26 protein-coding genes are annotated in these 26,578 nt (G+C 38.6%); 17 read left to right on the top strand and 9 right to left on the bottom strand.

Translation table 11 applies throughout. The annotated features are described in order from the left end of the window. Positions 1–61 precede the first annotated feature (61 nt). Positions 62–505, bottom strand: coding sequence for a winged helix-turn-helix transcriptional regulator (locus ABIB30_RS24155; protein WP_354305602.1), 444 nt, complete (start codon positions 503–505; stop codon positions 62–64). Between the two features lie 89 nt (positions 506–594). On the opposite strand from ABIB30_RS24155, the gene ABIB30_RS24150 reads away from it, so the two are divergent. The 3 genes from ABIB30_RS24150 (at position 595) to ABIB30_RS24140 (ending at position 3,092) form a co-directional block, all read left to right on the top strand. Next, positions 595–1,038: a nuclear transport factor 2 family protein gene (locus ABIB30_RS24150; protein WP_354305601.1), complete on the top strand. Its 444-nt coding sequence runs from the start codon at positions 595–597 to the stop codon at positions 1,036–1,038. An 11-nt stretch (positions 1,039–1,049) separates the two neighbouring features. Further along, positions 1,050–1,931 carry an NAD(P)H-binding protein gene (locus ABIB30_RS24145; protein WP_354305600.1) on the top strand — a complete coding sequence of 294 codons (882 nt, stop codon included), beginning with the start codon at positions 1,050–1,052 and terminating at the stop codon, positions 1,929–1,931. Between the two features lie 114 nt (positions 1,932–2,045). Beyond that, entirely contained in the window at positions 2,046–3,092 is a 1,047-nt protein-coding gene (locus tag ABIB30_RS24140) for a hypothetical protein (protein WP_354305599.1), read from the top strand. Here the strand turns inward: ABIB30_RS24140 and ABIB30_RS24135 are convergent. Beyond that, on the bottom strand, positions 3,089–4,189 hold the full coding sequence (locus ABIB30_RS24135) for a Fic family protein (RefSeq protein ID WP_354305598.1): 1,101 nt from the start codon (positions 4,187–4,189) through the stop codon (positions 3,089–3,091). The two genes, ABIB30_RS24140 and ABIB30_RS24135, sit on opposite strands and share 4 nt — an antisense overlap. A gap of 184 nt (positions 4,190–4,373) precedes the next feature. Between ABIB30_RS24135 and ABIB30_RS24130 the strand changes: the two genes are divergently transcribed. Next, positions 4,374–5,015: a TetR/AcrR family transcriptional regulator gene (locus tag ABIB30_RS24130; RefSeq protein WP_354305597.1), complete on the top strand. Its 642-nt coding sequence runs from the start codon at positions 4,374–4,376 to the stop codon at positions 5,013–5,015. Between the two features lie 273 nt (positions 5,016–5,288). Here the strand turns inward: ABIB30_RS24130 and ABIB30_RS24125 are convergent, their stop codons facing one another. From ABIB30_RS24125 to metK, 6 genes are all read right to left on the bottom strand, one after another. Next, complete coding sequence (locus ABIB30_RS24125) at positions 5,289–8,303, bottom strand: glycoside hydrolase domain-containing protein (RefSeq protein WP_354305596.1); 3,015 nt, start codon at positions 8,301–8,303, stop codon at positions 5,289–5,291. Between the two features lie 130 nt (positions 8,304–8,433). After that, complete coding sequence (locus ABIB30_RS24120) at positions 8,434–8,778, bottom strand: antibiotic biosynthesis monooxygenase family protein (RefSeq protein ID WP_354305595.1); 345 nt, start codon at positions 8,776–8,778, stop codon at positions 8,434–8,436. 11 nt (positions 8,779–8,789) lie between these two features. Further along, positions 8,790–9,968 carry a cytochrome P450 gene (locus ABIB30_RS24115; protein WP_354305594.1) on the bottom strand — a complete coding sequence of 393 codons (1,179 nt, stop codon included), beginning with the start codon at positions 9,966–9,968 and terminating at the stop codon, positions 8,790–8,792. A gap of 132 nt (positions 9,969–10,100) precedes the next feature. Then, on the bottom strand, positions 10,101–10,448 hold the full coding sequence (locus ABIB30_RS24110; RefSeq protein WP_183868363.1) for a hypothetical protein: 348 nt from the start codon (positions 10,446–10,448) through the stop codon (positions 10,101–10,103). A gap of 51 nt (positions 10,449–10,499) precedes the next feature. Continuing rightward, positions 10,500–12,047, bottom strand: coding sequence for an alpha,alpha-trehalase TreF (gene treF, locus ABIB30_RS24105; protein ID WP_354305593.1), 1,548 nt, complete (start codon positions 12,045–12,047; stop codon positions 10,500–10,502). A gap of 154 nt (positions 12,048–12,201) precedes the next feature. After that, the gene (gene metK, locus ABIB30_RS24100; protein WP_354305592.1) at positions 12,202–13,470 is read right to left on the bottom strand and encodes a methionine adenosyltransferase; all 1,269 of its coding nucleotides are present in this window, start codon (positions 13,468–13,470) and stop codon (positions 12,202–12,204) included. A 233-nt stretch (positions 13,471–13,703) separates the two neighbouring features. On the opposite strand from metK, the gene ABIB30_RS24095 reads away from it, so the two are divergent. The 10 genes from ABIB30_RS24095 to ABIB30_RS24050 all read left to right on the top strand — a co-directional run bounded on the left by ABIB30_RS24095 (position 13,704) and on the right by ABIB30_RS24050 (position 22,971). Next, positions 13,704–14,603, top strand: a complete 900-nt coding sequence (locus ABIB30_RS24095; protein WP_354305591.1) for a diacylglycerol/lipid kinase family protein — start codon at positions 13,704–13,706, stop codon at positions 14,601–14,603. Between the two features lie 10 nt (positions 14,604–14,613). Beyond that, positions 14,614–14,967 (top strand): translation initiation factor, encoded by a 354-nt coding sequence (locus ABIB30_RS24090; RefSeq protein ID WP_354305590.1) that lies wholly within the window; start codon positions 14,614–14,616, stop codon positions 14,965–14,967. A gap of 133 nt (positions 14,968–15,100) precedes the next feature. After that, entirely contained in the window at positions 15,101–16,705 is a 1,605-nt protein-coding gene (gene pckA / locus ABIB30_RS24085; RefSeq protein ID WP_354305589.1) for a phosphoenolpyruvate carboxykinase (ATP), read from the top strand. A 280-nt stretch (positions 16,706–16,985) separates the two neighbouring features. Beyond that, positions 16,986–17,813: a MotA/TolQ/ExbB proton channel family protein gene (locus ABIB30_RS24080; RefSeq protein WP_183868357.1), complete on the top strand. Its 828-nt coding sequence runs from the start codon at positions 16,986–16,988 to the stop codon at positions 17,811–17,813. 85 nt (positions 17,814–17,898) lie between these two features. After that, entirely contained in the window at positions 17,899–18,513 is a 615-nt protein-coding gene (locus ABIB30_RS24075) for an ExbD/TolR family protein (RefSeq protein WP_183868356.1), read from the top strand. Positions 18,514–18,521: 8 nt separating this feature from the next. Next, positions 18,522–19,058 (top strand): ExbD/TolR family protein, encoded by a 537-nt coding sequence (locus ABIB30_RS24070; protein ID WP_183868355.1) that lies wholly within the window; start codon positions 18,522–18,524, stop codon positions 19,056–19,058. Positions 19,059–19,085: 27 nt separating this feature from the next. Then, entirely contained in the window at positions 19,086–19,907 is an 822-nt protein-coding gene (locus tag ABIB30_RS24065; RefSeq protein WP_183868354.1) for an energy transducer TonB, read from the top strand. 14 nt (positions 19,908–19,921) lie between these two features. Further along, positions 19,922–20,146 carry a hypothetical protein gene (locus tag ABIB30_RS24060; RefSeq protein ID WP_068405158.1) on the top strand — a complete coding sequence of 75 codons (225 nt, stop codon included), beginning with the start codon at positions 19,922–19,924 and terminating at the stop codon, positions 20,144–20,146. A 1-nt stretch (position 20,147) separates the two neighbouring features. Further along, entirely contained in the window at positions 20,148–21,053 is a 906-nt protein-coding gene (locus tag ABIB30_RS24055; protein ID WP_354305588.1) for a substrate-binding domain-containing protein, read from the top strand. A gap of 199 nt (positions 21,054–21,252) precedes the next feature. Then, complete coding sequence (locus tag ABIB30_RS24050; protein WP_354305587.1) at positions 21,253–22,971, top strand: tetratricopeptide repeat protein; 1,719 nt, start codon at positions 21,253–21,255, stop codon at positions 22,969–22,971. A 95-nt stretch (positions 22,972–23,066) separates the two neighbouring features. Here the strand turns inward: ABIB30_RS24050 and ABIB30_RS24045 are convergent, their stop codons facing one another. Further along, the gene (locus ABIB30_RS24045) at positions 23,067–24,554 is read right to left on the bottom strand and encodes a serine hydrolase (RefSeq protein WP_354305586.1); all 1,488 of its coding nucleotides are present in this window, start codon (positions 24,552–24,554) and stop codon (positions 23,067–23,069) included. Positions 24,555–25,053: 499 nt separating this feature from the next. Here ABIB30_RS24045 and ABIB30_RS24040 point away from each other — a divergent pair, with 499 nt between their 5' ends. From ABIB30_RS24040 to ABIB30_RS24030, 3 genes are all read left to right on the top strand, one after another. Then, positions 25,054–25,425, top strand: coding sequence for an NADH-quinone oxidoreductase subunit A (locus tag ABIB30_RS24040; RefSeq protein WP_183868350.1), 372 nt, complete (start codon positions 25,054–25,056; stop codon positions 25,423–25,425). A 106-nt stretch (positions 25,426–25,531) separates the two neighbouring features. Further along, positions 25,532–26,074, top strand: a complete 543-nt coding sequence (locus ABIB30_RS24035; protein ID WP_354305585.1) for an NADH-quinone oxidoreductase subunit B — start codon at positions 25,532–25,534, stop codon at positions 26,072–26,074. Further along, positions 26,074–26,574, top strand: a complete 501-nt coding sequence (locus tag ABIB30_RS24030) for an NADH-quinone oxidoreductase subunit C (RefSeq protein WP_354305584.1) — start codon at positions 26,074–26,076, stop codon at positions 26,572–26,574. The genes ABIB30_RS24035 and ABIB30_RS24030 overlap by 1 nt, the downstream gene beginning before the upstream one ends. Positions 26,575–26,578: the final 4 nt, after the last annotated feature.

Raw genomic sequence — 26,578 nt, 5'->3', positions numbered from 1 at the left:
TTTGCTCGGCTTGACTCAAAATGAAAATTCTTGTTTGATTTAAAAATGCAAAAGAAAGAATTTATTTTATTCCCCCCAAATTTTCCGCTTGATCCCTCCTTTGCTTATAAAGGGTAGTGATTTCTGCTTCCCATTGTACTGACCAGTCCAGTAGCGCTAAGAGCGGGGTAGCAGTACTTTTCCCAAATTCTGTCAGGAAATATTCAACATGTGGCGGCATCTCAGCATACACCTTGCGTTCTATCATCCCATAAGACATTAATGTCTTAAGAGTTTGGTTAAGCATTTTTGGAGAAATGCCATTGATCTGCTTTAATAACTCACTATTCCTCTTTGCTTGTTGCATCAGTGCCATTAATATTAATAAAGTCCACTTGTCAGCAATCAAGGTGAGGGATTGATTAAGTATACAACTTTCATCTAGTGCAGATTTCGCCAGGAATGCCTGTTGCAATTTTAAAAAACTTGTATTTTCTTTTGCGGCTTCTTGCGTATTTGAGTCCATAATATACTTTTAGGTATCCATGGCACTATAAAGTGCCTTATTTCAAATGTATCGTTTTAGGGGTAGCTTTGATTAAAATAACGAATATTATGGAGAATAATCAAGGAAATATACTTTTGAAAAGACTGCTGGCATCCTTTAACGAAAGTGCTGAAGAAGTTATCAGCTTATTTAACGAAGATGCTATTATTGAGTTTCCCTATGCGGATTCAGCCGGTTATCCTGATCGGAAGAAAATCAATCTGGATACCTATTTCAAGCATATTAATGCTGGCCTCAAAAATATGCTGAATCTGAGGTTTTCTGATGTCAGGATATATCCTATGGAGAATAAGGAGGAGTATTGGGCGGAAGCTCATGGTGAAGCCCTGATTGCTTCCACAGGGCTACCTTATGCGCAGGATTATGTGATGTACTTTAAGGTTTCCGGAAATAAATTCCAGCACTACAAAGAATATTGGGATCCGGTGCCGGGACTAAAGTCATTTGGCGGAGCTCAGGGGAGCAGGGATATTTTTGAAAGTAATTCATAAGCTTAAAAACGATGAAAATTGCAATAGCAGCAGCAACGGGAAATATTGGCAGCAGAGTAGCGGTACAAATAAGTTCTGGGGGAGGGACCCCAATTTTACTCGGGCAGCGCCTTGACCGGTTGAACCAGCTCGAAATTAATAACAGTATTTCCAGAGTTGTTGATCTTAGTCATCCTGAACAGATGATTCAGGCCACAAAGGACGCTGATGCGCTGCTCTGGCTGGTGCCGCCTGTTTTGACGGTGCCGAGTTTAAAGGAGTGGTACCATAAGGTGACTATGGCAGGGATAGCGGCAGTCCGTGAGCATAAAATCAAGCGTGTAGTATTGATTTCGTCATTGGGTGCGGGGGCGGCCGATGACTTGGGAACGGTAAGTTACGCAGGTGATATGGAGATAGCGTTTGATAAGTTGAATACAAATGTGCTGGCCCTGCGTCCAGGGTATTTTATGGAAAACATTTTGATGCAGGCTGAAAGTATAAAGTCTGGGAATGAATTCGCCTTTACCTATGAAGCAGATCATGATATTCCCTGGATCAGCACTGATGATATCGGAGATACAGCGGCTAAATTTCTTTTGGATAATACCTGGGCAGGTCGATGGAAACTAAATTTAATGGGGCCTGAAAATCTAAACGCGGAGGAAGTTGCGCTAAGATTGTCCCGGTTATTAGGGAAAAAGATTACCTATCGGCAAAAATCAATATTAAACGCAAGTGCTGAGCTGGAAAGTTTCGGTGCAAATGTTACTGTCAGTAAAGAATTGTCAGCGCTGTTTAAGGCTTTGGGTGATCCATCTGGAGTTTATTCAACTCCACGTACACATGAAGCATTTACGCCAACCTCGTTTGATCAGTTCATCAGCACTAAACTTGCACCTTTTTTCTCTTAAATAGTAGCCTGAGAATGACGCTATGCGATAATATTAAGAACTTTTGGGAAATAAATGCAGTCTAATATATATATTCGATGATTATATTTATAAAATTACCTAATAGTTATTTCTGTGAAAAAAATTCTTATTCTTATTGCTGTGTTTACAGCATTTACCTCTTGTAAAAAATCAACTGAAAATCGAATAATAGAGCCTGTTTACGTGCCCGATACTAAAGTAGCTGTTTCACGTATGCCACAAATAACTAACAAACCTGACCTGGTTTGGAGCAGTACTGCTAATGTGCTTGGACATGGATATGATGTGACAGGAAAGCATGATGATTTATCTGCTGTACGTGCGCAGGCAATCGATGCAGATGCCTTCGCCAAACAGTCTCCGGATGGTTTAATTACCAGTACGAGTACTTCAGCAGCGCCTTTTGTTGTTTTTAGTAAGGATGCAGCAAACTTTGTTACAAAATTTCCGGTTCCATCCGGACTGGAAAATGAAGCTTCTTTTTTTAAAGGAACGATTACTTCCTCATTTCCTGAGAAAGATGCGTTTTCAAGCAAATATGTTTATGCGAATTATTCACTGATCAGCCAGACAAAAAGTCTGGGCATTTATTATACCGACAGGCACGATTATTTAACTCCTGTGTTTACACAAGATCTCCTGAAAATGAGCAGTGCTGATCTGGTAGGGAAATATGGTACGCACGTGCTTACACGCATTCTGTTGGGACAAAAGATAAATGTTGTCTATCAGGCTGTGGCCAATAATGAAATCGATGCAGGCGAGAGACAGAATTTGGCAGGTGCTAACTTTACTGTGGCCCTTAAAAATGTATTTGGCCTGTCTACGGGAAGAATGGATGATCCTGCGCCAAAATTACTCGCTTCAGTATCTTCTCAAAAGATAGTTTATGATGCTGTTGGTGGTGATGTTTCCAAACTCATTCCAGACCCGCGTTTTGAAATTCCTAAAATTAATATTACTGAATGGTCGCATAGCTTAACAGTAGAAAACTCAGTATTTATCGGCGTTGGCGGGAACGAAAATAAGAAGGGGTTAATCTCTTTAGACCAGCTGATTGCTGATCCTGTTAAAAAAGCAGAGGTCAAAGCATACATCAATAAATATATAGTTGATCAGCAGGTTAAGCTGATCAACTAATCTGTTTTTTCAACTAAACAGAGTTTGTAATTTGTACTCCTGCCAGCACCTTGCTGCAGGAGTATGTTTTTTTTTATCAAATCCTGAATATCTCTGAGTGCGGTGTCTTTAGAGGATTTAGTGATTTTTGACCACTTGGAAACCGTTAAATTACCGAAGAATCCATCGAGTAAAAGCTGAACTATTTTTTGCTGGCGGACATTAAATACTGTATTCCGGTTTGCTTCCCAAAAAAGAGTCCTGATCCGGATCGCATCCAGTATTACATCTGTGCTATCCATAGCACGATACAGGCAATCTAAAAACCAATTTATCCAGGCGGTGATATCCATAGACCCTTTTTGAGTTTGTTCAAGGGTTTCATAATAATAATTCCTGTCTTTTTGTAATTGAGCAGACATACTATAAAAGCGATTTTCTGTTTGATCCGCTCTGGCTAATAACATATCTGTAATTGCTCTTGTCATACGGCCATTACCATCATCGAAAGGGTGTATGGTAACAAACCATATATGTGCGATTGCGGCTTTGGTTACAGGATCAAGATTCTGATCGCTATTAACCCACGCTATAAATTTTTTCATTTCAATGGAAGGTCTTTCTGCTGAAGGAGCTTCAAAATGTATTCTTTCTTTGCCCATTGTTCCAGATACAACCTGCATAGGACCATCACGCAGTTCGGCTACCTTTAATTTGTAGAGCCCGCTGCGTCCTGTAGGGAACAAAGCTCCATGCCAGTTAGTTAATCTTTCGACGGATAAAGGTTGCTGATAATGTTGAATCGCATTGAGCATCATTTCTACTACTCCATCTACATGACGTTCTGTTGGTACTGCACCTGCAATTTCTATACCCAGACGCTTTGCAATAGAAGAACGAACTTGTTCATTGCTCAACATTACCCCTTCGATTTCACTCGATTTGGTAACGTCCAGTGTAAGCGTTTGTAAGATCGTCTCTTCTCTGAAATCAAAGCCCAGCGCACTCATCTGACCTAATATTTTGCCCTGCCTGTGCCTTACTTCCCCCACTTTTTTACTTAGGTTTTCTGTGTTCCAGTAAAAATCAGGCCAGTTATATTGTTGATGGATATACATATTCGCCGCAATTATGCAATGAATAAGTAATTTAATCACCGCATAAATTGAAGTTCACCGGTCTGTATACAGTTAATTCCTCTGCCTCTTGATTAAATCAACTAAAAAATAAGTTTGAAAGATTACATAAAACTCTATTTTTGGGTAAATTCCTACGAAAGAGATTATGCTGGATAAAAATGTTTTGAATAAAACGGAGCCGAAAAACAGGAAACTAACTGAGCGAAAGCTTATTGATGCAGTAGGGGAAATTATCCGGTCAACTGGATATACGGGGCTGGGTGTAAATGCAATTGCTAAAAGTGCCGGGGTCAGTAAAAAATTGATCTACCGCTATTTTGGTACAGTTGATGCTTTAATTGAAACTTATCTCATAGAAAGAGATTATTGGGTCACTTTTTCTAAAAAAGTGAGTGATGCAGCAGTTGCCTCTAATAAAAAACAAACCATGATTGAGTTTTCGTCCAGTATCTTCGAAAATCAGTTTGATTTCTTTTTCAATGAAGATGAAATGCAGCGGATCATCCTTTGGGAAATCTCTGAAAAAAGCAATATTTTAAACGAGCTGAGCAGAAAGCGCGAGGCTATGGGAGAAGAACTTTTAAAGCTAACAGATCCTTATTTTAAGGACTCAGACGTCAATTTCAGGGCTGTTTCAGCGATTATTATATGCGGAATTTATTATTCTGTCTTACACACTAAAAAGAATGCAAGTACCTTATGCGGACTTGACCTGAATACCGAAGCGGGAAGAAAAGAGATCACTAAGGCTGTAAGGAAAATAGTGGAACTGTGTTTTGGAAGTAAAAAGAAAAAAGCAAATTAAAAGATACCTCATGGCTAAACACACCTAAAGCCATGAGGTACACTAATTAATGTTGGTAAGAACGATTTCTAATCTTCTCAAAGATTCACACACCACAAAGTTAGATCACATTAATTCTCTAAGTGGTGACATAAGCTAAAAATAATTCAATTATTTTTAGCTTAAATATTTATTTAAATACCTGTTTGTCAGTGTTTTGTGTTTTGTTCTGCTAAAGACGTGGATAAAATTATTTGACAGATCATTTCAGAATTGAAAATTGAGCGCTGAAAATCACTCCAAAATCAACAATAAACCTTCTCCTTTTTTAACTGAAATTTCTTCATTCACCGTGAAAGTACCTGCCTGTTGAAAATTCCGGATAGCAGGCGCTTTCAGCGTTGCTTTTTTTGGATCAATCCCTAAAGCTTTCCAATCTAATTGAAGTTTTACCTTCGTATCTTCCTTAGCCCAGCTTGCCAACGCAATCAATGCCTTTTTATCTTTTAAATAAACTGTTGCTAAAACATCTGCTGTTGTCGTTTTAACCGGGGTGCTTTTGACCCAGTAACCGATCATCCTGCTATTTTGAAGCCCAAAGCTATCCCAAATCTTCCAGATAGGGCGTGGATCTGCATTAGCAGACCAAGGCATGCGGTTCGTCATTCCATAAAGCATTCCTCTCCATGGATTGCCGCCACCTTCCAGCATCTCACCCATAAGTCCGAATGGAATGCCTGAAATTTCTGTCAGATAAAAATCTTGTGTATTGTTCTCATAATCGAAGTTTTCTCCAAACCACAGTCTGTTTAGGTAAGGAAAATGATCCATATATAAATTGGCACTGTTATTAAAACCATCACGCTTATTATACTGATTTGCTGAATGCAGATCAATAATGCCAGGGTGACCATTTTGAGTTAATACTCTTTTAATTCTTTTCATGGTTGTTCTGTCGTAAGCTACATCATCCAGGTAAATTCCATCAATCCCGACATTTTGTACTAACCAGCTCATGCCTTCCACGTAGTAATTATGCCAGCGGCTCATCCCACTATTGATAATAGCCGCGTCTTTTACTTCCGGCACATACCAGGCGGCAATATAATCTGCATTTAAATGCTCCTGTAGCCACGCATAACCACCTCCTTTACCTTTAGAGAATACCTCATGGCCCAGACTTCTTAAGGGAGCTAATTCATAAGCACTGTTAGATACCTCACGAACGGTATTGTATATCTTTACTTTTAAGCCCAGGTGGTGTGCAGAGTCTATATAACTCTTCATTGCATCGTGCGCGATAAAAGGATAATTAATATATGGGTTAATAGCAGTTCCATGATGAATGTTGATTACGGTTGCCCCTGTGGCTTTAATCGTATCCACATTCGCATATTTATGATAGTACCGTGTTGCCCATTGATCCGCTGTATTGAGCGCGTGGAAAGGAGTGATCATTAAGTTGAAATTATAATAAAGCGTATCGCCAGCTTTCATTTCCCTTGCACCACTATAGTTCGTCACCATAGTATTTGAGATGTTTTGTTTGATGTCGATTCCTCCTTTATTCTGATTTCCCCAGGAGCCTGGTAATAAAAGTGGTTTATCCAGGTAGAAATTGGTGTTTAACGGGCGGGTGTAATGCTCATCTTTTAAAGAGAAACGCAGACCTGCATTTACTGCTCCAATCCAGGCACCATCCTGATTTTTATGGGCAACATCCCATTTCCATCGATAATCGGCAGGTATTTTTCCGCCTTTTAAATTCAATCCCATCATATATTCAGCCACTTGCTTCTGAAAAGGAATAACCATTCTGATATCCTTAAGCTTTATAGCAGTTAATGCCGTCAATTTGATAGAATAATTCAGAAATCCGTCAAATTCAAGGCTGGCTTTTACTTCCATCTTTAATTTGGAGGCTGTATTTACCGCTGTCCACTCCACTTCACCGGGCTCAATTTGCTTAATTTCAGGTTTTCCTGTTTTCCATTGGCTAACCGAACCATCGGCTTCTTCAGCAGTCAAAGCAAATGGAGCAGCTAATAACGGCCGGGCACGCTGATCAATTGCTGTCATTTCTTCTGTAAAGAATGATTCAATTTGTGCAGGCAATCCATCGTTTCCTAATATCACTTTTCTACCTAATAAACTGATCGTATTTCCGCTTACTTTTAAAGGGACATAAGGCTTGATCAATTCGTTTTTCTGGCCTAAAGAAGAATTCAGCCAGGTTAGGCGGGTTTGTTTCCATGGCTCATTTACTCCTCCATTAACTGCTTTTTTCGGACTGACTACTATCTTGAGCTGTATGGGAGTTGGTGTAGTTCCTTCACTCATTATTGTCACTGTTCCGGTATAAGTAGCAGGTTTTGTGTTTTCTGGAATATCGAGTAAACACCATAGCGATTGAATTTCGCCTTTATTTACATCCACTTGTTTCCTTAAGACCTTGTTATCCCAGTTGATGCCGTCGGTATTGAGGCAAGAGAGAAGCGCAGCTGGAATAATTGTCCCATCAGCACTTTTCAGCTCAGTAAACTTTAGCGTTACCTTGTGCAGATCTTTTGAAAAGGCATAAAGCCCTAACTGAAAGCTGAAATTCTCACCCCGGCTCGCCGTGTCTGTAAATGTTTGAGTTATTCCTTTAAGAACCCAGCGCTGAGGCAGGTCTTTTTCCATTTTTACAGGATGCAGCCTGTCTTCTGGAAAAATCAGGTAAGGTTGGTCTTTGTTTTTGGAAATCAGGCCTGCTACTTCTTTTGTGGTAGCAATGACTTCCATCGGATAAAAACTATTTAACTGGTTAAAAGACTCCAGGTAATTTACTTTAGCTGTTATCGTTTTACCATTGATTTTATCTTTCCAGGCTGATGCGGCCCGATCAATTGGTTTTTTATAAACTGCTGTTGGATAATTTGATCCTGGTTGAACATGAAAAGGCAAGTAATAAATATAATAGGTCCCTGCGCCAGATAATGGCTCGAAATAAACCGTCCCTGATTCACGTGATAGCGCATCCGTTTTTACATTCAGTATCCGCTGATTGGAACGGGCATCAACCACAATAATTTCTTTATTTGCGGGATCATCTTTTCTTCGCCATTCAATGACTGTTTTTGCGACTGCACCTGCATTACTCACCGTAACAACTGCACGGTGGTTACCCAATGAGTCAGGATTCCAGTTACTATTGCCAGTTTTATATTGGAGTTGCTGTGCTTGGGCGACTGCGCAATTGATACTTGAAAGTAAAGCAATCCCAAGGATAGCTTTTATTAGAAATTTTGGCTGAATTGATTTGAACATGGTCTTCGGAGGAATATTTTCCTAAGCTGAAGGTATTGATTTTAATCACGAAAGACCTGAAAATGGCCCGGATTTAGGGCCGAAAATTAACGCAAACGTTTGAGATTTAGCTTGGTTAAGCTGTTTTTAATTATCCATGTGCTATTTTACTGTCTGCAGGAGCTTCTTTACGGTCGAACATTCCATAATCTCTAACCACAGTTGCTATTCTTAGATGATAATCCTTAAAAACGGTCTCTCGTCCCTGTGCTTGTGCGTCCCTATGCATTTCTATATTTCTCCATTCCAGAATTGCTTTTTCATCTTCCCAAAAAGACAGGGAAAGAATCTTATCCGGATGTACCAGGCTTTGAAACCTTTCAATGGAGATAAAGCCTGGTATAGTAGAAAGTTCAGGATTAAGTTTTGCAGCGATGTCCAGGTAGTCTGTCATTTTTCCCGCTGCAGGGATAACTTCAAAAATTACTGCGATCATTTTTTTGATTTTTAAAGAGTGATGAATAGATTTTTAACCAATTTCGCATTTAAAAGTGGTTCATAGGCGAGGGATTGAGGCAATATTTGAATGCGGTGGTACAAAATTTTAAAGACTTCTGCTGTTAATCTCGTGGTTAAATGTTTAGCCATGCAATGATGATGACCTGCACCAAAAGTCAGGTGCTCCTGGTTATTGCCTCTGGAGGGGTTGTATGTTAAGGGAGATTCAAATATTTGAGGATCCAGATTGGCCGCTGCTAATAAAATGATTATCATTTCTCCTTTTTTTATCAACTGATTACCTATCAAAAGATCTTTTCCGGCAATTCTCCGGGTTAGATGTATTGGTGGGTCAAAGCGTAAAGTTTCTACAACGGCTTGGTCGAAATAGTTTTCTGCCTCAATTACCGGCAGGGATAGTTGATGTGCAGCGAGCTGCAAGAGTGTATTTGTTAGTAGCCCTCTTCCTGCATCATAGCTTTGAATCAGGAGTCCAATGAGATTAGAGATCAGTAATGTTGCCCATTCCTCTGCGGCTATATTATTTGGGGCAGTTGCACTGTCTGGCAGATATTTTTGTAATAAAGGAAATAGAATGTCGATCAACTCATTTAACTGTTCTATAATTGCTGGATTTTGCTGTGGAGCCATAATTTTAACCAGTATAGGAAGATTATCAATCAAAAACGCACAATCTTGTGTCCCAACATTCAGACTTTTTAAGATATAGAGTGCTGGTAACCTTTTACAAACAAGTTCCACCCAATCGACAGGTACCCCCGCTATTACTGGTTTTAATAAAAGATCAAGCAAATCCTGAGTAGGAACAGGCTGCATTTGATTATAAATCCGTAATGCAGCTGCTCTTGATTGCTGGTGTTGCTCAAAATTATTCAGCCGCGCTAGTTGCTGAATTAACTGGACTGCATTTTTATTCAAACCGGTCTGATTAGTATTCAGTTCTGGGATAAGGGCATCCTGATGCAGCAAGACTTCTTTAGCTTGCGGGTAAGCATAAATGAACCAGCTTTGTTGCGCTTTGGCGTAATAAAGCTGGTGTGCTGCTCTTTTTTGAGTATAAAATTTACGGGGTTCAATTGTATTCCAATCTAAAATAATTCCGGTATCCATCAGGTGTTCTTTATTGACTTCATCAAAATTAGCTAACCAAAAAAGGTTATACTTCATTCTAAAATGAATCGTACACAATGGAAGGGAAATTAATTAGCACAGCTAATTTTCAAAGAGGAATTCCGGGAAGGAAAAGCGCGGAATGCATAAAGGAAAACAAGCGTTGTTTTCCTTTATGCAGCTGGCTATTTATTTAAATAATTCTTGCAGGTCTCTGTCAGCAGTAGGGATTTTCTTGAGAAAATCATCGAAACCCGTTCCTTCGTGAGAGCTGTACATGCCATAGGCATCGATAATGTAGCCAATCTGGCCATCTTTGTCTTCTAACAAATAAAGCACAGAATTATCAGCCGGATCTGAGTCACCTTCAAAACGATACGTTTTTATGATAGTCAGATCTTCCGGTACATAGATTTTGTGCAGACCAACACCCTGCATTTTGCCATGGTCGGTCATCTTTATTTCGTTATCTAACCCTTTTTGCCTTAATTTTTCTAAAATCTGGCTAAGTGTGTTCATTTCCGCTGGTTGTTCCATAATAAAGATTGTTTGCTTATTAAACAAAGCCTTCAATAAATGGTTTTCTTTTTATTTCGTGTAGCCGTATTTTTTCATCAGGGAAATTAATACTCCATTAGTCCACCCGAATCCATCCTGAGAAGCATATTCTCCGCCCCCAGCCTTTAATTGCAGATCTACGACATTGTATTTCTCCATTAACTTTCCAGTGCGCTGATAGACGTTGGTATTTAAATTAATCCAGCGGACAGAGATCTGTTTCTCTAAAGTATGGAAGCCATAATTGCCCAGTCCGGTGATAGCCATCCACTGTAAAGGAGCCCATCCGTTAGGTGCATCCCATTGTTGGTGCGTATTTAGTGGCGTAGAAACCAGTCCTCCAGCTTTCAGGAACTTTTGCTGTAAAATGTTCTTAACCAGTTTGGCCTGTTTTTGATCAGCCAGGTTAAAAGATAAAGGGAACATTCCTGCTAAACTTAATATAGAGGATTGTTTTTTGGTTTTAAGGTTGTAATCTGTGAACCAGGAGTATTTTAGCGACCAGAAATATTTCTGAATACTGGCTTTCCTTTTCAAGGCCAGCGTCTGATATTCCTTTTCTTTGGCCACATTGTGCTGAAGTGCGTAACATTTTTGCAGCGTTGATTCCAGATTATACAATAAACAATTCAGATCTACAGGAACAATTTGTGTCGTTTGAATTGTCTTTAACTGCATGCCGTCTGCCAACCATCTACTGCTGAAATCCCAGCCACTTTCTGCTGCTGACCTGATATCACGGTACACTTCCGGATTTTTTGCCCCGGCTTGTTGACTGATCAGCACATCTTCTTTATAGGATTCTTGTCTGGGCGTATTTAACTGATCATAATAGCGGTTCAGCTTACTTCCGTCGGGCATAACTACCACATGTTTGGTTGCAGCAGACTGATCCATCCAATACGCATATTCTTTTTCCAGGGCTGGTAGGTAAGTGGAATAGGCCTCATTTCCTTTGATTTGAGCAAGAAGCCCGATCATCAGCGAGAAAAAAGGAGGTTGAGATCTGCTGAGGTAGTAATTTCTGTTCCCATTTGGAATATGGCCGTTCTGTTCAATCAGGTAAGCGAAGTTTTTGATCATGTTTTCTATGTTCTCATTTTCTCCGGATACCTGTAGCCCTAACATCGTAAAGTAACTATCCCAATAGTAAACTTCTCTGAATCGTCCACCGGGAACAATATATGGGGAAGGAAGATCGAGCAGAGAACTATTGGCGATTTTTTCTGCAGGTTTACGGCGCAGTGCTTCCCAGAGTTGGTTAATGTGCTCAGCTACTGGTTGATTTGCTTGAATAACAACCGTGGTATTGGTATCTGGTAGAATAAAGTTGTCATTTACAAAAGCTTTGGTGCTGAATTTAGTTTTAGCGGCTTTTAATTTCATGTAATCTTCAAGGATATTTGCAGGATCTCTTTTCGGTATACAATCCACAAATGTTTTCCCATCTTTCAGAACATTCTGCATTTGTACATCAATAAACAGCTGGCCGTAGAGCTCATCTGGTGTTTTAGTCTGGGCGGAAACTCTTCCCAGCTGAAGCCCGATAAAGAGGATAAATATAAATCTGCGCATCATAATCTCATATTTTGATTAATAATACGATTTATTCTGGCTTTACCGACAAAAACCGGATTAAAACTGCTGATTTCCGCTCCTTTTTCCTGCTTAAACGCAAAAGGGCGATGTCTGTGAAGACATCGCCCTTTTGCTATAGTTTTACCTGACCGGATTATAAAGAGAACGCTTTTTTAACTGCATCTACAAAGTCTAATTTTTCCCAGGTGAACAATTCTACTGTAACTTCTTTTTCAGTCCCATTAGATGCTTTGAAGATTTTGGTAATTACTTCATTGTTTTTACCAAAGTGTCCATAAGCTGCAGTTTCTGAATAAATAGGGTTTCTTAATTTCAAACGGGTTTCAATACCGTAAGGAGTCATATCGAAGATTTTTTCAACTTCTTTCGCTATTTCACCGTCAGTAAGCAATTTACCGTCTGCTGCTTTAACTTTCGCTGTTCCGTAAGTATTTACGTAAATACCCATAGGCTGAGCAACACCGATTGCATAAGATACCTGTACCAGGATTTCATCAGCAACACCAGCTGCGACTAAGTTTTTAGCAATGTGTCTGGTTGCATAAGCTGCCGAACGGTCAACTTTAGATGGGTCTTTTCCTGAGAATGCACCACCACCGTGAGCACCTTTACCACCGTAGGTATCAACAATGATCTTTCTACCGGTTAAACCAGTATCTCCATGAGGACCACCAATCACAAATTTACCAGTTGGGTTAATATGATATTTGATATCCTTATTGAACAATTTGCTGAACTGAGGATATTGGCTTGATACACGTGGAATCAGGATATTGATAATATCTTCTTTTATCTTTTTAAGCATAGTCTGCTCTTCATCGAAATCATCATGTTGTGTAGACACCACGATAGAATCGATTCTTACAGGCTCATTGTTGTCATTGTATTCTAAAGTAACCTGAGATTTTGCGTCTGGACGTAAATAAGTGATTTCCGTATTTTCACGACGGATTGCAGCTAATTCAATCAGGATTTTGTGCGCAAGGTCAAGTGCAAGAGGCATGAAGTTTTCAGTCTCCCGGGTTGCATAACCAAACATCATTCCCTGGTCACCAGCTCCCTGAGTAGTTTTGTCTTCTTTGTCTACACCCTGGTTAATGTCAGGAGATTGCTCGTGAATAGCAGACAGTACACTACAAGAGTTACTATCAAACATATATTCACCTTTAGTATAACCAATTTTATTGATTACTTCTCTTGCGATCTTCTGCACATCAAGATATGCTGTTGATTTAACTTCTCCGGCAAGAAAAACTTGTCCGGTAGTTACTAAAGTCTCACAAGCAACTTTTGATTCAGGATCAAATGCTAAAAAATTATCAATTAGTGCATCCGAAATTTGATCTGCTACTTTATCAGGATGACCTTCAGAAACAGATTCTGATGTAAATAAATATGACATTTTAAATAATTAGGTAAATAATCAACAATTCTTTAAAATGGACATTGATCCCGTAAAAACAGGCAGTAAAATGAAGTGTATGAATGGTTAGCACTTTTTTTTACGTGGTTGCAATCCCGTCATGCTAACATAACATCGCAAATCAGTCCACCTTTATATTGCAAAATTACTATATATATTCAAAATAGTCAAAAAATATCAATTATTTTGTGCCATAATTAAATCATATCCCTTTGGCAAAGTCGAACATTCTATTTATTATTAATCCTATATCCGGGGGTAAGGATAAATTAAAGATACCAGCTATCATTGATGCGAATCTGGACAGGTCCAAATTTAACCCTAATTTTAGCTTTACGGAGTACGTTGGACATGCTGCAGAGATAGCGGAAGAGGCTGCGAATAAGAACTTTGATATTATTGTTGCCGTTGGTGGTGATGGAACGATCAATGAAATTGCAGCGAAGGTAATGCAGCAGCAAAAGATCCTGGGTATTATCCCTTTTGGATCAGGAAATGGTTTGGCCAGGTTTTTAAAAATACCAATGAATACAGCCAAAGCGATCCAGGTATTGAATGAGCTGATCGTAACAAAAATTGATACGGGTACATTTAATGATAAGTTTTTCTTCAATATGGCCGGAATGGGATTTGATGCACATATCAGTTCTGTATTTGTTGGCAATAAGAAAAGAGGCTTAACAGGATATTTTAAGCTGGGGCTCAAAGAAATGATTAATTATAAACCTGAAACCTATCACATCCGGGTTGATGGGGTAGGGTACACCAGGACTGCTTTTGTGGTCAGTGTAGCGAATTCCTCTCAGTATGGAAATAATGCACATGTTTCACCGCATGCTTCTGTGACGGATGGTTTGCTGGATGTTTGTATTATCAAGTCGTTTCCACTATATAAAATCCCGCTGTTAGCTTATCATATGCTGAATGCGAGTACAGACAAATCTGATCTGGTAGAAATTATCCAGGGAAAAGAGATACAGATTACCAGGGTGGATGATGCCGCTATCCACATTGACGGGGAACCTTATTTTATGGGCAGAGAGATTGAAGTCACGATTTCGCCGCTGTCTTTAAATGTAATTGTACCGGCGGCAATGGGAGCTATCATTTAATAATATTATTATGAAACCTAATAAAAAATCATTGAGCGATCTTGGTGGGATCATGTATTCTACTGATCCTTCTTTTAGCTATGAAACTGAGAACGAGACGCCGCAGGAAGTAATTGCCAACAATCAACAAGATTTACGGGTAATGCTTGACCGGAAAAACAGGGGCGGTAAAGCAGTGACACTAGTTACCGGGTTTCGGGGAAGTGCAGAGGAATTGGAGAAATTATCAAAAATGCTGAAGACCAAATGCGGGGTAGGAGGAAGTGCTAAAGATGGAGAGGTTATGGTGCAGGGAGACTTCAGAGATAAGGTGGTTTTGATACTTCAAAAAGAAGGCTATAAAGTGAAAAAATCTGGCGGATAATAAGGTTGCTAAATCGTTGATATTCAAATGATTATTCTATAGTGTATATGCCACAATAAGTGAAATATTTCCTTTGAAATGATAATTTTTCAATAAATATCTCCTTAGCTTTGCCTAAACAAATAATCATTTTATGAGCAAAGTTTTAATGCCTAAACCAGACTTATCCCGGTTGAATTTGGGTACTGATAATGCATACTATCAGTTAAGCGTACCGGAACTGGTAGAACAAGCAATCAATAACGGAGAGGGTACACTCTCATCTTCAGGTGCTTTGGCAATTGATACTGGTAAATTTACTGGTCGTTCGCCAAAGGACAGATTTATAGTGCTGGATGATGTAACGAGGGATTCAGTTTGGTGGGGCGATATTAATATCCAGTTTAGTCAGTCAAATTTCGAGTCTTTACTGCACAAAGTTTGTGCGCATCTTAACAAAGACAAGTTTTACGTGAGAGATGCATATGCTTGTGCGGATGAAGCCTATAAAATGAGCATCAGGGTAATCACTGAGACCGCTTATCAAAATCTATTTGCTAATAATTTATTCCTCAGACCAGAAGAGGGAGAGGTGATTGAAAATCCGGAGTGGACAATTATAGCTGCACCAACATTTATGGCTGATCCGGCTGTTGATGGCACGCGCCAGCCTAATTTCGCAATCCTGAATTTTACAGACAAAATCATATTGATTGGTGGAACAGGTTATACGGGTGAAATTAAAAAAGGTATTTTCTCTGTATTAAATTTCATTTTACCTGAATTGAAGAATACTTTATCCATGCACTGTTCTGCTAATGTAGGCGCTGAAGGGGATACTGCAATTTTCTTTGGCTTATCTGGTACAGGTAAAACAACGTTGTCTGCTGACCCTGCAAGGGGACTGATTGGTGATGATGAGCATGGCTGGGGAGATTCTTCTGTCTTTAATTTTGAGGGCGGATGTTATGCAAAATGTGTAGATCTGACTGCTGAAAAAGAACCGCAAATATATAATGCAATCAAATTCGGTTCTTTGCTGGAGAATATCAATTATTTTACGGGTACCAGAACTGTTGATTATTCAAATATTGAAAAAACGGAAAATACAAGGGTCGCTTATCCTATAAACTATATTGACAATGCGGTTTTACCTTCTATTGCGGGTATTCCAAAGAATATTTTCTTTCTGACGGCAGACGCTTTCGGGGTTTTACCTCCGTTATCAAAATTAAACCCAGGTCAGGCTATGTTTCATTTCATTTCCGGATATACAGCCAAGGTAGCAGGTACAGAAGCTGGGGTTACTGAGCCTCAGGTAACATTTTCTGCTTGTTTTGGAAAGGCGTTCCTACCTTTGCACCCTACTAAATATGCGGATCTTCTTGGAAAGAAAATGGAAGAACACAAAGTTAATGTCTGGTTAGTTAATACAGGCTGGAGCGGTGGTGCTTATGGAGTAGGAAAACGAATGAAATTAAGTTATACGCGAGCTTTAATTACTGCGGCTTTGAATGGGGAATTAACTTCAGCAACATTTACTGAACATCCTGTTTTCGGATTACAGATGCCAGATGCTTGTCCGGGCGTTCCTTCAGAAATTTTAAATCCAAGAAATACATGGTCAGACAAACATCAATATGATCATAAAGCAAACGAACTTGCTAAAGCGTTTATTGACAACTTTAAGCAATTTGAAGAGTTCGCAAACGACGAAATACTGAAATCAGTCCCAAAAGTTGTAGAAAACACACTTTAAATCATTTTTTTTAAGGAAAAATTTGCATTTCAATTTTTTTTTAGTTTTCATTGTGAAAGATTGTCTTCTAACCGAGACAATCTTTTTTAATAATAGCTACGCGACGATAGATTTATTGCGAAAATCAAATTTACCTGGTAATGATAATTTAATTTGGAATTAAAATCAAAGTTGTAGATTTGTTATTGCAACATTTGATTCTATTCGTCGTTGTGTGTATTACAAGATATTTAATCTAAATTTAAAAAAACAAAGTACTAAAAACTCAAAAACTAAAAAAATGGCAAACGCACCAAAACCAACAACAGTTAAAAAGGAAAGCTCATCAGCTTCAAATCTATTCGCTACTCTAGTCATCCCTATTTGTATTATCATCGCGGCACTTATTTATAAATTCGTTCTTGGAGATGCAAATAACTTTATTGACAACAACGTTGAGAACTTACCTAAAGTTGGTAACTATGCAGGTATGGCTTACAAAGGTGGACCAATCGTTCCAATCTTAATGGGTATGCTTTTAATGGTAATCGTATTCTCAGTAGAACGTTTCATCGTTATCGGAAAAGCAACTGGTACATCTAGTTTAGATGCTTTTGTGAAAAAAGTACAAGCACTTTTAAATTCAAATAATATCGAAGCTGCTATGGCTGAGTGCGATAAACAACAAGGTTCGGTTGCTAACGTAATCAAATCTGGTTTGAAAAAATATCGTGAGATGGAAGTTGAAGCAAACATGGACACAGACCAGAAATGTTTAGCTATCCAAAAAGATATCGAAGAAGCTACTACATTAGAAATGCCAATGTTAGAGCAAAACTTAACAGTAATCGCAACATTAGTATCAGTTGGTACATTAATGGGATTATTAGGAACAGTAACAGGTATGATCAAGGCCTTCGGTGGTTTAGGTGCTTCTGGAGCTCCGGATTCAGCAGCATTAGCAACAGGTATTTCTGAGGCACTTATCAATACTGCAACTGGTATCGGTACTTCAACTTTAGCGATTATCATGTACAACATCCTGACTTCTAAAATTGATAAATTAACTTATGCAATTGATGAAGCTGGTTTTAGCATCATCCAAACTTATGCTTCTACGCATAAATAGAAAATAATGTAATTTTTTTTACCGGCTTTATGGAAAACCGGAAGAATTAACATCATTATACAAAACATAAGTAATTTTTAAAATTATGCCTAGAGCAAAGGTTCAAAGAAAGAGTACCTCGATTGATATGACCGCCATGTGCGACGTGTCCTTCCTGTTACTTACTTACTTTATTTTATCAGCGACTGCAAAACAACCGGATCCTTTGGATGTAAGACTTCCTACGTCAACGTATAAAATCAAAGTTCCTGAAAAGGACATTGCGATTTTAACGATTGGTGCAGACAAAGTTTTCTTCGAAGCTGCTGGTCAGGATATCAAAGTAGCTACGCTGGAAAAAATTGGTGAGCAATATAAGATCAGTTTTACACCAGAAGAGAAAAAACGCTTTAGCGTTATTGGATCATTCGGTGTGCCGATCCAGAGTTTAAAACAGTTTGTAATGCTGGACGGAGATAAAAGAAAGAAATCAGGTCTGGAAACAGGTATACCTACCGATTCTACCAATAATCAATTGGCAGATTGGATTCTTCAATCCCGTAAAGCTGTTGCTGAGCTGCATTCTGAAGGAATGAGAGTAAGTATCAAAGGCGATGCCGAAGAAGGCTACCCGATGGTAAAGAAAATTGTTGACATCCTTCAAAAACAAAAAATTAACAAATTCAGTTTAATCACCACTGCTGAAGGCGGTAGCAAATAATTTAAAACATGGCAGAATTAGATACCTCCGGCGGGGGTGGCAAAAAGGGTGGGAAAGTAAGAAGTAAGAAATCGTCTACGAAAGTAGATTTAACCGCGATGGTTGATTTAGCGTTCTTATTGATTACCTTCTTCATGTTAACCACCACGCTGAATAAACCAATCGCAATGGATATTGCGAAGCCAGATAAAGATGAAAAGAATGAACAGAGACTTGAATTAAGAGCATCTCAGACTATGACGATTTTGTTAGGTAAAAATAACAAGGTTGCCTGGTACATGGGAGAGGCTGGAAAATCAGCTCCTGAGGTTCAGGATTTTACTCAGATCAGAAAATCGATACTGGATAACAAACAAAAAGTACAGGCTGCAAGTGGCAAATCTATCGTTATGGTGATTAAACCTACTTCTGGCGCTACCTATAAAAACTTTGTTGATATCATGGATGAGTTAGCAATTACCGGAATCAAGTCGGCTCCTGCAATTGATGATGAAAACATCACTGATGCTGAAAAAGCATTCATGAAATCTCAGAATCTTTTATAATATTATTAACATTTTAAATAACAAGCAATGTTCGGATCTAAAATAGATTTATTCAATAAGGAATGGCTTGATGTTATTTTCGCTAAAAAGAACAAAGAATACGGAGCTTACGAGTTACGTAAACAAAACGGCGCAAATACTTCAAGAGCACTACTTTTTGCTTCGGCAGCTTTTATATTTTTGTTTCTTTTACCTAAGATCGTTACTTTGATCAAAGGTCAGCTTCCTGAAGAGGAAATTGTGAAACAAGTTGAAGTTACTGTTGCACCTCCGCCTCCGGTGGATCCAAAAACACCTCCACCGCCTCCGGTTGAGCCACCGCCACCAAAGACAGATCAAATCAAGTTTCCTCCTCCGATTGTAAAACCGGATAATCAGGTTCGTGATGAAGATCCTCCTCAGATTGAGCAATTAAAAGCTGCTGACCCAGGTCAGAAAACAATCGAAGGTGATCCGGGTGCTGATATTGTAGTGGTTGGTCCAGTAGGAGAAGGCCCTAAACAAGCAGCAGTAGTAGAAGATACTAAAGTCTATGACTTCGTAAGTATCGAAACTCAGCCAGGTTTCCCTGGAGGTATGGACAAGTTTTATGCATACTTGCATAAAGCGGTAAGATATCCTCCTATGGCTCAGGAAAATAATATTCAGGGTAAGGTGTTCTTATCTTTCGTAGTTGAGAAAGATGGTCGTCTGACTGATATTAAAGTTGAGCGTAAATTAGGTGGTGGTACTGATGAAGAGGCAATCAGGGTATTAAAGGCTAGTCCAAAATGGACTCCTGGTATCCAGAATGGTAAACCTGTTCGTGTTAAATATAACATCCCGATCAGTTTCACTTTATCTAACTAAATATTATAACAATAATGTTTAACTTCAATATTTTCAAACAGAAATCGCCTCAACAGCGATTTCTGTTCATTTTAGGCCTAGTGATGCTGACTATGTATGTAGTACTTGGAACAGCACTAATCTTCTGGAAAGACATTCCTTTTGAGATTAAGCCTACCTACCGCATCTTATTCGGACTATTATTGATCGCTTATGCCGTGATCAGATTTTTCCGTTTGATTAATCAAAAAGACAATTAGCATGAACAAATTAGTTTTTATCCTGCCATTATTTTTATTCATTGCTTGTAAGCAAAAGCCTAAAAGTAATGATGGGGGGGCTTCCCGTGTTTCAGGTACGCTAAAGTTACTAGTTGACGAGAGTTTTTCTTCAGTTCTGGAAGATCAGATTGAGGTTTTTAAACTGGACTATCCGGATGCTAAATTTGAACTGGTTCAGGGGAATGAAAATAAGATCCTGCCTACTTTCTTAAATGATAGTGTAAGAGTTGCTGTTTTATCCAGAATGCTCACGGCTGATGAAGAAAAGGCTTACAGTAAAAGAAGTATCCCGATTTTTACTTCCAGGTTCGCAATTGACGGTATCGCATTGATTACAGGAAATGATAACCAGGATTCAACGATTACTGCTGACGAAGTGGTTTCGATTATGAAAGGGATTTCGACTTCTGGTAAACAATTGGTTTTTGATAACGCTTATTCGAGCACATTGCGCTATTTTAAGGACCTTTCTCAAATTAAGGAATTACCTAAATCAGGTATTTATACTTTGCAGAATAATAAAGACGTTATAAAATACGTTGCAGAGCATAAGAACTATATTGGGGTTGTTGGGGTGAACTGGTTAATGAAAAATGGCCGTGATCAGCAGGACTTTACCGACCAGGTGAAAGTTATGGGTGTAAAAAACACAAAGGGCAAGAAAGGTGATGATATCTTCTATAAGCCTACTCAAAAGAACTTAATTGATGGTATATATCCGTTCTTAAGGAATGTTTATATTATTAATGCAGAAGGAAAAAATGGTTTAGGCACGGGTTTTGCAACGTGGTTAACAGGCCAGAGGGGTCAGTTAATCGTTTTGAAATCTGGATTGGGGCCAAATAAGATGAATCCGAGAGAGATTAATATAAAAAAGGAAAATTAATATTATATTGAGCCGTGGCTTTTAGTGGTCAGGTAATAGAAAAAAACGAATTAGCTTATACAATAAATAAAAAATAAGTAACCGATGAACCTGCATTTTCCATGCAAGCTTCATTAACCTTTAAAAATCAAACAGAAAACGGATGAAACCTGCATTTTTCATGCAAGCTTCATCACCTTTAAAATCAAATCGAAAACGGATGAAAATGACAAAGAAAGCAATAACCTTAAGTTTAGGTTTAGTAGTGATGGGTTCTGCCTCTTTTGCTCAAAACTTAAGTGATGCAAAAAAAGCAATTGATGCTGAGCAGTATGCTAAAGCAACTTCTATGCTTAAATCACTAGTAAGTTCTCAGGCGGGTAAAGGAGAGAACTATTTTAACTTAGGTGATGTATATCTGCATAATGAGTATGTAGATTCTGCTAAAGCAGTTTTTACTAAAGGAATTGCTGCTGATCCTAAATATGCCTTAAACTACGTTGGATTAGGACATGTAGATCTTGCTACGAACAATGCGGCATCAGCAAAAACTAATTTTGATAAAGCTATCGGATTGGCTTCTAAAAAAGACCACACTCCATATTTATACATTGGTAAAGCTTACCTGGAACAAGACAAACCAGATTTTGCTGCAGCTTTAACGAACTTAACAAAAGCAGACGAAGTTGATGCAGCTGATAAAGATCCTGAGACATTTTTAGCTTTGGGTGATTTATACGCAGCACAGAAAAAAAATTCTGAGGCGTTAAGCAATTACCTGCGTGCATTGAATATCAATGAAGGCTTAGTAAGAGCTAAAGTTCAGATCGGAAGAATGTACAAAGAGTCAAGAGCATTTCCTGAGTCTGAAACTCAATTGAAAGAAGTAATCACAGCTGACCCTAACTATGGTCCTGCTTACCGTGAAATTGCTGAATTGTACATGCAATGGGCAAACTTTGAGCCAGCTCACTATGATGAGAAATCTAAACAAGCTTTAGAGAACTACAAAAAATACATGGATCTGACTGACAAATCTTTCGATACAAGATTACGTTATGCACAGTTCTTGTTCTATGCAAAAGACTTCAAAGCTTTAGAAACTGAGACTGCTGATATTGCAAAATTATATCCTAACAACCAAAAAACATTGGTAATCAACCGTTTACAGGCATACTCTGCAGCTGAAAACAAAAGCCCTGAGAGTTTGAAATTATTAACTGATTTCTTTGCCAAAAACGCCGATACATCTCGTTTAATCGCTGCCGATTACCTTTATTTAGGTAAAGCTCAGTTAGTTGCTAATCAGGATAGTGCTGCTTTAATCAGTATTAGAAAAGCAATCGCTAAAGATTCTACTAACGTAGAAGCATTAGAGGATGTTGGTAAAGCATTATACACAAACAAAAAATACGATCAGGCTGCTGCTGTTTATAAAGACGCAATCAAATTGAATCCAAATGGTAAAGGTTCGTTAACTAACTATTACTACCTGGCTTCTGCTGATTACTTTGATTATGCAAATAAAGACAGAGACAAAAAGAATCCAGCTAAAACTATTTTAGTGGAAGCTGACTCAGCTTTAGCACACTTAAACAAAGTTTCACCTGAATTCACTCTGGCTTACATCATGAGAGCACGTGTTGCACGTTTGATGGATGATCAGACTAATCCTAAAGGCTTATTAGTTCCTTACTATGAGCAATACCTGGATTTAGTAACTGTTAAAAAACCTGAATTGGGTGCTGCTGAAGCTGAAAAAAGAAACTTAGTTGAAGCTTATACTAACTTAGGATTTGCTTATACGCCTACAGATAAAGCAAAAGCAGGTGACTATTTCAAAAAGGCATTAGCTATTGATCCTGCAAATGCAAATGCATTAGCTGGTGCAAAACAATTAGCTGCCCCTGCTGCAAAAGCTCCTTCTAAAAAGAAATAGTATTTAAAAGAATTATTTCATAAAAATGCCCCGGAAAGTATTTGCTTCCCGGGGCATTTTTTTTAAAGCCCTTTTTAAAATCCCCTTGGTCTGATTTAAATACCTTCAAGTTTTTTCAGCTGTTGAGCAGCATTCGTGTTTTTTGAATTCAGTTCAAAAGAGCGGCGATAATTCTTTATAGCCTCAGTCTTATTCCCCGTTGCAGCAAGCGCTTCAGCATAACTGTCATAAGCATTGCTGCTCTTTGGATAAAGCGCTGTGTATAACTTAAAGACCTTGACAGCCTCCTGCATTTTGTGCTCACCCAAAAGCCTGTAGCCAAAAGCATTGATATCGTCCTCTTTTAGTATAAAATCTGCACCATGCTTCTTTTTCAACTGCTGTGCAGTCTTTAAAGCATTGTTGTATTGCTGCTTGATTAATTCTTTCCTTAATGCTTTGACCGCAGGAGATAAACCAAAACCATTGGATTCTTTTAAACCAGAAAGATAATACCCAGCAATCTCATCTATAAAATATTCTGGATTAGCTCCCTGTAAATTAGTGAGTACGATTACAGAAAGCTCATCCTTTGGATAAACAAAGAAAGAATTTCTCATTCCACCAACCGGTGCAACTGCCGGATGCTCATCCCGGACAATAACCGGCCAGCCAAGCGCATAACCATTTAAGAAATTATTAAGACCCTCAGGTTTTCCATTATTCATCAATGCAGCTGCCCAAAGCAATTCCAGGCTCGATTTCTGTTTCAGCAATTGACCATGCTCAAGCGCAATAATCCATTCTGCAATTTCTCCTGCATTAGAAATCATTCCGCTGGCAGTTCTGAAAAATAAAGGAAACTCTACATAAGCCGTTGTTAAATCCCCATTACTTATCCACTGACCATTTACATTACTCACAGTAGAATAAGCACCAGCAGAATGTGGTATCACATCATGTGCATCACCAAAACGAGTTAACTTCATTCCGGCGACCTTGAACTGACGCTCTTCGATAAACTTAGTAAAATGTACCCCGCTGAGCTTATTAATGATCATGCCCAGCATAACATACCCAGTTTGATTATAACTATACTTTTCACCCGCTTGAAATTGAACCGGAAGGGTTTTTACTTTTGCCCAAGCTGAAGCCTCATCGCCATTGCCTAATACCTTTTCCTGTTCATCAATAATATTAGGAAGCCCCGAATTATTCGCCAATACCTGCTTTATTGTGACCTTATTCCATGCTTCAGGCAAACTATCAAGGTACTTTGATACTGGATCATTGATATTGAGCTTACCGTCCTCCTGAAGCTGCATAACAGCCACCCCTACAAAAGCCTTCGTACAAGAATTAATGGAAAATAAACTTTCATCCGTCGCAGGCACCGAATTCTCAGGATTGGCCATCCCATAACTACTCAATTTAACCAGTTTTCCCTTTTGAATAACCCCAAGCTGAAGCGCCGGGATACGCAGCTGCTGCATTTTATTTTTGATAAACACATCCACACTATCACTGGTCAGCTCACTTTGTGCATTGACCGGGATATAAAAAAGGAGGGTAGAAAAACAAATAAATAGTCGTTTTATAATCATATTCAGCACTTTAAGTTTTGTTCTAAATTAGACTATTTTATAAAAATCAGGAAACATATTAATTTACTGAAGCAAATCCGGGAGAAGTGTAAACCCACAAGAAATTAATAAGGTGATTAAGATAAATCGATCAAATGCGCAATTTAGCTACATGATGTGGAGATAAGGGACAATGCTCATTTTAAACTTTAATTAATTAGTTCCGTCATAAGGTTTTTCCGCAATTCCTTCATAAAATATAGTCATGAACTCCGTCACTAGGTTTTTCATCTTTCACCTCCAACCAACATTTTTTAAGAGCGCATTAATCTTAATTTGTGCCTTTTGTAAAACACTAACCAAGCTTGCAGTGCGAAATACTTAAAAGTGACTTGCTAATTTAAGGACAATGCATTTTTGCCTTTTCAGGCAAAGAAATGCCGTCCGAACATGGCAAGTCACTTTTAAGTATTTGATTTCCCCCTTTTTTCTTTTACTTTTGTGGCCTAATTAAGATTATATGGAAACGCAGAGTTTACCCTCAGACTTTTTACCTATCATTTTCCAGGTCATCGTAGCCCTTGGTTTTGTTGTAGTCACACTTATTGCTACACACTTCTTAGGTCCCTCACGTAAAACCAGTGACAAGTTAGGTACATTTGAGGCCGGCGTAAAAGTTGTAGGAAATGCGCGTCAGCCATTCTCCATTAAATACTTCCTTGTTGCCATACTATTTGTACTATTCGACGTCGAAGTTATCTTTATGTACCCATGGGCCGTAAATTTCAGAGAACTTGGGTGGCCGGGATTAATTGAAATGTTCGTGTTTATGGCAACTCTTTTATTAGGCTTTATTTACATTCTGAAGAAGAAAGCTCTCGACTGGAACTAATTATTTAGATCGGTTCTAAATCGAGATAGACTAAGCCAATTTGGCTCGAAATATTGTAGATTTGTGGTTCATTCTGTATTAGAATGAGCCTTTTTTGTTTTATGATATGAGTGACATCAATATAGTAGACGCGCCTCCAGGCATTGAAGGATCTGGCTTTTTCGCTACTTCTTTAGACAAGGTTATTGGTTTAGCCCGTTCCCATTCATTATGGCCATTGCCATTTGCAACCTCATGCTGTGGAATTGAATTCATGGCTACAATGGGTTCGCACTATGATTTCGGTCGTTTTGGTTCAGAACGTTTAAGTTTTTCTCCCCGTCAGGCAGATTTATTAATGGTTATGGGTACCATAGCTAAAAAAATGAGTCCTGTACTAAAGCAAGTGTATTTACAAATGGCAGAGCCCCGTTGGGTAATGGCAGTAGGTGCATGCGCATCAAGCGGTGGTATTTTTGATACTTACTCAGTTTTACAGGGAATAGATGAGATTATTCCGGTAGATGTTTACGTTCCTGGCTGTCCGCCAAGACCAGAAGCTATTTTAGACGGTTTCGGTAAGATTCAGGAATTAGTGAGAAATGAATCTGGCAGAAGAAGAGATTCTGATCAGTACAAAAAAATGTTGGCTTCATACGGAATCGAATAATGGCAGAGGTTAACAATAGTAGCGTAATACAACTGTTAGCTGACCGTTTCGGAGCTAAAGTGAGTGGAGTGAACGAACCTTATGGTTTGCTTACCGTAGAGACCACTAAAGATGTAATCATTGAGGTGCTAACGTATTTGAAAGAAACAGAAGGTACTAAATTTGCCTTCCTTACTGACATCACTGCGGTACACTATCCTGACACTAAACATATCGCTGTAGTTTACCACTTGCATAACATGGTGAACAAAATCAGGATCAGAGTTAAGGTATTCATCCATGAACAAACCCCTTCAATCCCAACCGCTACTGTGCTCTGGAATGGTGCAAACTGGATGGAAAGAGAAACATATGACTTCTTCGGTGTTAAATTCGAAGGTCACCCCGATTTGAGAAGGATTTTAAATATGGATGAGCTGAATGTTCACCCGATGTTAAAACAATATCCTTTAGAAGATCCGAACAGAGTTGATAAAAAAGACGAATACTTTGGTAGATAAGAAC

The organism is Pedobacter sp. UYP1, from assembly GCF_040547305.1.
Lineage (GTDB): Bacteria > Bacteroidota > Bacteroidia > Sphingobacteriales > Sphingobacteriaceae > Pedobacter.
Note: the sequence above shows the minus strand (reverse complement) of the source record. Positions and strands in the feature narration are given on the sequence as shown.